7 protein-coding genes are annotated in these 6,515 nt (G+C 41.4%); 3 read left to right on the top strand and 4 right to left on the bottom strand.

Annotated features, from left to right (window positions below; translation table 11 throughout):
* The coding region (locus tag PX484_RS03000; protein ID WP_288102802.1) for a UDP-glucose dehydrogenase family protein at window positions 1-1,050 on the bottom strand (1,050 nt) is incomplete at its 3' end.
* 45 nt (window positions 1,051-1,095) lie between these two features.
* Complete coding sequence (locus tag PX484_RS03005; RefSeq protein ID WP_002804188.1) at window positions 1,096-2,022, bottom strand: UDP-glucuronic acid decarboxylase family protein; 927 nt, start codon at window positions 2,020-2,022, stop codon at window positions 1,096-1,098.
* A gap of 172 nt (window positions 2,023-2,194) precedes the next feature.
* On the opposite strand from PX484_RS03005, the gene polA reads away from it, so the two are divergent.
* Genes polA through PX484_RS03020 form a run of 3 tightly spaced genes read left to right on the top strand, consistent with a single transcriptional unit; the run spans window position 2,195 to window position 5,600 of the window.
* On the top strand, window positions 2,195-5,065 hold the full coding sequence (polA, locus tag PX484_RS03010; RefSeq protein WP_288102803.1) for a DNA polymerase I: 2,871 nt from the start codon (window positions 2,195-2,197) through the stop codon (window positions 5,063-5,065).
* 4 nt (window positions 5,066-5,069) lie between these two features.
* The gene (locus PX484_RS03015) at window positions 5,070-5,315 is read left to right on the top strand and encodes an NDH complex assembly factor CRR9 (protein WP_002736270.1); all 246 of its coding nucleotides are present in this window, start codon (window positions 5,070-5,072) and stop codon (window positions 5,313-5,315) included.
* A 36-nt stretch (window positions 5,316-5,351) separates the two neighbouring features.
* Entirely contained in the window at window positions 5,352-5,600 is a 249-nt protein-coding gene (locus PX484_RS03020; RefSeq protein ID WP_002781454.1) for a heavy-metal-associated domain-containing protein, read from the top strand.
* A 151-nt stretch (window positions 5,601-5,751) separates the two neighbouring features.
* On the opposite strand, the gene PX484_RS03025 is transcribed toward PX484_RS03020, so the two are convergent.
* Both PX484_RS03025 and PX484_RS03030 read right to left on the bottom strand, forming a co-directional pair.
* The gene (locus tag PX484_RS03025; RefSeq protein ID WP_002754691.1) at window positions 5,752-6,048 is read right to left on the bottom strand and encodes a nucleotidyltransferase family protein; all 297 of its coding nucleotides are present in this window, start codon (window positions 6,046-6,048) and stop codon (window positions 5,752-5,754) included.
* 172 nt (window positions 6,049-6,220) lie between these two features.
* A partial coding sequence (locus PX484_RS03030) for a hypothetical protein (protein WP_288102806.1) occupies window positions 6,221-6,515 on the bottom strand: 295 nt, incomplete at its 5' end.

Below are 6,515 nucleotides of genomic sequence, written 5' to 3' on the forward strand. Positions count from 1 at the left end.
AAAAGTTAATCCCAACAAACCGACGGTTTTACCCTTGAGGATTTTTAATTCCTGTTGCAGTTTTTCGATCGCAATTGTCCGTTGACGTTTGTTAACATTGATAGCGGCGTTAAGTAATTCCGTTTCGTAACCGTAGTCTTCTGCGGTATGTACCAAAGCCGACACATCTTTGGGGAAACAGGAACCCCCCCAACCGATCCCGGCCGAGAGGAACTTGCTGCCGATACGGGAATCTAAACCGATACCTTTAGCCACTTGGGTGACATCGGCCCCGACGCGATCGCAGATATTAGCTACTTCGTTAATAAAGCTAATTTTGGTGGCTAGGAAGGCATTAGCGGCGTATTTAATCATTTCCGCCGAACTGAGATCCGTAACCACCACGGGAACGGGAGGCAAGGAGGGATCGTCAGCGAATTGGCGTTTAACCAAAGGAGCGTACAATTCCTTCATCATTTCAATGGCTTTCGGGTTATTACTGCCTAAAACAATGCGATCGGGGTTAAAAGTATCATAAACTGCCGAACCTTCGCGTAAAAATTCGGGATTGCTGACCACATCGAAATCCGCTTCGATGCGTTCTAGTGTACTAATACCGCCAACCGCAGCTACGAGATTTTTTTGTCTTTCGGCCACGCCATCGAGGACGATCATCCGTACCCAATCCCCAGAACCGATGGGAACGGTCGATTTATTGACGATTACTTTATAACCACCGTTGAGATGGGCCCCAATACCCCGGGCCACCGCTTCCACATAACGAGTGTCACTTTCTCCCGTGGGTAGTGCAGGTGTACCAACAGCGATAAAGAGAATTTCACCGTGTTTAACTCCCGCTTCTAGGTCCGTGGAGAATTCCAGATTGCCAGAGGCTGCCGAAGACTGCATTAATTCTGATAACCCCGGTTCATAGATGGGAGATTGTCCCGATTTCATCAATTTGACTTTTTCTTCATTGTTGTCAATACAGATGACATGATGGCCGATATGTGCTAGGCAAACCCCCGTGACTAAACCCACATAACCGGTTCCGATAACACAAACACGCATGATAATTACTCCAGTGACAATTAAGTTAAATTTATTGATTAGGGATTAGCTGAGACGAGAACGGAAATCCTCGATCGTCATTTTTAAACCCTGACTTAGAGGAATAGTTGGACTCCAATCCAGATAGGTTTTAGCACGAGTGATATCTGGTTGTCGTTGCTTGGGATCATCTTCCGGCAGTGGTTTATAGACCAATTCGGCCTCGGGATTAATCATGCCTTGGATCACTTGCGCTAATTCCAGAATTGTGTATTCGTCGGGATTGCCGAGATTAACTGGCCCGATAAAGTCCCCATTCATCAAACGCATTAACCCTTCCACCAGGTCAGAAACATAGCAAAAACTGCGGGTTTGGGAACCTTGACCATAAACCGTCAGGGGTTCACCGCGCAAAGCTTGCACGACGAAATTACTCACCACTCGACCATCGTTTTCCAGCATTCGCGGGCCGTAGGTGTTGAAAATCCGGGCCACCCGGATATCGACCTTATGCTCCCGATAATACTCAAAAGCCAGGGTTTCCGCCACCCTTTTACCCTCGTCATAACAGGAACGCGGTCCAATGCAGTTGACATTACCTCGATATTCTTCCGTTTGGGGATGCACATCGGGATCGCCATAGACTTCTGAGGTAGAAGCGAGCAAAAATCGCGCTTTTACCCGTTTAGCTAGGCCCAGCATATACATAGTCCCTAAAACATTGGTTTTAATCGTTTTGACGGGATTATATTGATAGTGGATTGGGGAAGCAGGACAGGCCAGGTGATAGATTTGATCGACTTCTAAACGGATCGGCTCGGTGATATCGTGACGAATTAGCTCAAAATAAGGATTTCCTAGCCATTTAACGATATTTCGGCGCGTCCCCGTGTAGAAGTTATCCAGACAGATCACTTCATGACCCTGTTCCATCAAGCGATCGATTAGATGGGAACCAATAAAACCCGCACCGCCTGTAACTAGGATTCTCATGTAATCGAAAAGTACTCATCTAAAATTATTATTAAAATACCCTTACGCTGGCTTTTTGGCAAATATTTTTTTTGACAGGGTGTTATCAGCGATCGCCGATTCAAGGCTAATGGCTGAATAATGGCTCGGTAATCCTTAAAATGGAAATAACACGCAAATTTGAGGCTAGATTATGAACAGTGGCGAGCAAAATAAGCTATTTATCCTGATCGATGGGCATTCTTTGGCTTTTCGTGCCTATTATGCCTTTGCTAAGTCTCGCTCTGGTCCTCTGCGTACTTCTAGCGGCATTCCCACCAGTGTTTGTTTTGGGTTTTTAAATTCTCTGCTGCAGTTACTAGAAACTCAAAAACCCACTTATTTAGCAGTTGCTTTTGATTTAGCAGTCCCTTCTTTTCGCCATGAAGCTGATGTCAATTATAAGGCTAATCGGCAAGAAACTCCCGAAGAATTTCGCCCCGATTTAACTAATCTGCAAAGTCTCTTGACAGTGATGAATATTCCTATTGTGACTTCCCCCGGTTACGAAGCAGATGATGTTTTAGGAACTTTGGCAAAACAAGCCGGTGATCATGGTTATACTGTTAAGATTTTAACAGGCGATCGAGATTTATTCCAATTGGTAGATGAGGAGAAAAAAACCACGGTTCTCTATCTGGATATTAATGCGGTAAAAAGTACATCAGGACAGGGTTATACAGAATTTAATTCCCAAGCTGTCACGGAAAAGTTAGGGGTGACACCAAAACAGGTAGTAGATTTTAAAGCTCTTTGCGGTGATAAGTCTGATAATATACCCGGGGTGCGCGGAATTGGCGAAAAAACAGCGATAGATTTATTAAAAAAATACGATAACTTAGACGATATATATACCAATCTGGAATCGATTAAGGGAATGGTAAAAACTAAATTATTAGAGGGAAAAACCGCCGCCGAAAGTTCTCGCTATTTAGCCAAAATTGCCCTTGATGCCCCCGTTAGTCTCGAGGAAGAGAAATTTCGTCTCCGAGGTTTTGATCGGCGTTTAGTTAAAGCTTTATTGGCAAGATTGGAGTTAAAGAAAATTCTCCAGAAACTCGATCAAATTCAACAGTATCTAGGTGGCACTCCTACCCTAGAATTAACTAGCGATGCTGATTCTAATCAATTGTCTCTGTTTGATTTACCCCCTATTTCTCCACCGGTTCTAATTGCTCCGGAAATTATTGATACTCTTCCTAAGTTAGATGCTTTACTGGCAAAATTAACAACTTTCACTAATCCACATTTTCCTGTCGCTTGGGATACCGAAACCACGGATTTAAATCCTCGTGTAGCCAAATTGGTCGGGATCGGTTGCTGTTGGGGAAAAGAATTAAATGCTATGGCCTATATTCCTATCGGCCACCAGAGCGGTGATAATTTAAATCTAGAGATAGTCCTCGAAAAATTACGCCCAATTTTAGCGGGTGATAATTATCCGAAAGTCTTCCAGAATGCGAAATTTGATATTGATGTTTTTTATCATCAAGGAATTACCGTTAAAGGTTTAGTTTTTGATACTATGGTGGCTAGTTATGTCCTCCATCCCGAACTAACTCATAATCTCGAAGATTTATGCGATCGCTATTTAGACGGTATCACTTCCCTTAGTTATAAAAGTCTCGGTATTCCTGGGGGAAAAACCATCGCTGATTTAGATATTGCCACCACTGCTAACTACTGTGGATTAGATGCCTATGCTACCTATTTACTTCGAGAAAAATTACAGGCAGAATTAACTAAAATTCCCCCTTTGTATCAATTATTCTCTGAAATAGAATCTCCCCTCGTCATGGTGCTGTGGCAGATGGAAAATTATGGTATAAAAATTAATGTCAATTATCTAAAAAACTTGTCCCAGCAACTAGAAAGAGACTTAGCAGACATAGAAAAAAAAGCCTATGAATCTATCGGAGAAACTTTTAATCTTAGCTCTCCTAAACAGTTAAGTGAAATCCTCTTCGATCGATTGGCACTCAATCGCAAAAAATCCAGAAAAACTAAAACAGGTTACTCTACCGATCAAAGTGTTTTAGAGAAACTACAAGGAGATCATCCCTTAGTTGATTATATCCTTGAACATCGCACCTTATCCAAATTAAAATCCACCTATGTGGATGCTTTACCGAAATTAGCCGAACCAAAAACCGCAAGAGTACATACAGATTTTAATCAAACCATCACCAGCACCGGACGCTTATCATCCTCCAATCCTAACCTACAAAATATCCCCATTCGCAGTGAATTTTCCAGGCGAATTCGTCAAGCTTTTATCCCCGAAGATGGTTACTTATTGGTGTCAGCGGACTACTCACAAATCGAGTTAAGAATTCTCGCTCATCTCAGTCAAGAACCAGTTTTATTAGAAGCGTATCGTAGTAATCAAGATGTTCATAAAGTCACCGCTCAATTGCTCTTTGATAAAGGGGAAATTACCCCCGAAGAACGCAGTTTAGGAAAAACAATTAACTTCGGAGTTATTTATGGCATGGGAGCGCAAAAATTCGCCCGTGAATCGAAATTAACCGTAGAACAGGGCAGAAAATTTATTGAAAAATATCATCAACGTTATGCCCAAGTATTTGAGTATTTAGAGAATAGTAAAAAACAAGCAATTGCTCAGGGATATGTGGAAACAATTTTGGGCAGAAGACGTTATTTTAACTTCGATAATCCCCTCTTAAAAAGACTGCGGGGACTGTCCTTACATGACATCGATTTAGATAGCCTCAAACTCAACAACGAGGAAGCACAATTATTAAGATCGGCCGCTAATGCGCCCATTCAGGGTTCCAGTGCTGATATTATTAAAGTAGCGATGGTAAAATTGGCCGAGGTACTGCAAAATTATCGAGCGAGATTACTGCTGCAAGTCCATGATGAATTAGTCTTGGAAGTACCGAGGGAAGAATGGCCATCCCTAGAGTCAAAAATCAAGACGACTATGGAAGAAGCTGTCTCCTTGACGATCCCTCTCTTGGTAGAAATAAAAGCCGGTGACAATTGGATGGAAACCAAATAAAACTATGATCGAAAACAGACAATTTTTAACCCCAGAAGAATCCGCAGATGTGGACGCTGCCCTCTTGACTTCTCCCGAAAAATTCCTGACTCGTTTAACGATTTCTTCCCTACGCTTACTAAAAATAATCGCCGAAGATACGGGAGTAACCCTAGAAGAACTAACCCATAAACAGGTCATTCAATGGCTAGAAAAAGATAGTAAACTGCGTCGGGAACAGGGGATCGAAGCGGCAGTGCTGAAATGGTAAATAAACTCTTAAAAAATCAGCTACCCCTGACAATTTATGCTAGTTTTTAGCTATAAAGTTACTGGAGTTACAACAATGACAATTACCCTAAAAGTGCCTAGTATTGCCTGTGAAGGTTGCGCTAATACCATTACTAAAGCGATTAATAATCAGCAACCAGCAGCCCAAATATCGGTGGATGTAGCCAATAAAATCGTCACGGTAGAAACCACCGCATCCCGCGCAGAAATTGCCCAATGGATCAGCGAAGTCGGCCATACTGTTGAGTCTAGCAGTGAGGGTTGACATTCTCCCCCGTTAAAAATAAACCTCTGGTAAAAATCAACAATTGTCGTGATTATTGTTGAATGTCATCTCGAATACTGCTCGACTGACACCTTCCACAAAGCTAAGTGCTTTATTTGCTGTGTCAATCATGTGTTCAACATACACTTGATTATCTTTTTGCGACATAACACACCTCTGCTGTTGCTAAAACACGCTCACGAATATGATGATTAAGAGATTTGATGGTAACGAGATCAATAGTACGTCCATCAAATAATTGAGATAATTCTTCTTGAATTTGATGAAGTTTGAAAAAACTAGGGGTAAAACCAAGTTCAAACTCAACGAGCAGATCAATATCACTATCTGCGGTGAAATCATCTCGTAAAACTGAACCAAATAAGGAAAGTTTATGAATATGCCAATGTTGGCAAAGTTGTGAGAGTTTTTCTTGAGGAATTTTCATATTTTTGTGTTGATCAGATTAGGTTTACTCCCAAGCTTTCTAATTGTTGGTTTATCCGAGCAGTTGCCGTTTCTTCATCGGTTTCTAATAAAGGGTCTATTTAGAGATTTTTTGCAACTTCATCCCTATTTTTCTCATTTTTGAACTCTCAAAAATTAATTATCCAAGAAGTCTAATCGAAGATTTTAACCGCGGCTAAAACTTCTTCTTTGAGCATAAGTATAGCTTCTGTCATTGCGTTTGTTAGAGAATCAATATCTTTTAGGACATCACCTGAATATCCATTATTAAGTGCAATATGAGCGCGAGGCCAAACATCACAATGAGGCCAAGAAGCATCTGAACATTCAATGTGAAGGTGTAAGCTTTGTTTATATTTAGCATGAGCAGCATCATCAGGTTCATTAGGATCGCAATGAAGTAAACAAAATTCTTTTTCTGCTGGTTCTGGTAAGGTTTTATCAATG

This window comes from Microcystis sp. M49636_WE2 (assembly GCF_030065375.1).
In the GTDB taxonomy this organism is placed as follows: Bacteria; Cyanobacteriota; Cyanobacteriia; order Cyanobacteriales; family Microcystaceae; genus Microcystis; species Microcystis aeruginosa_C.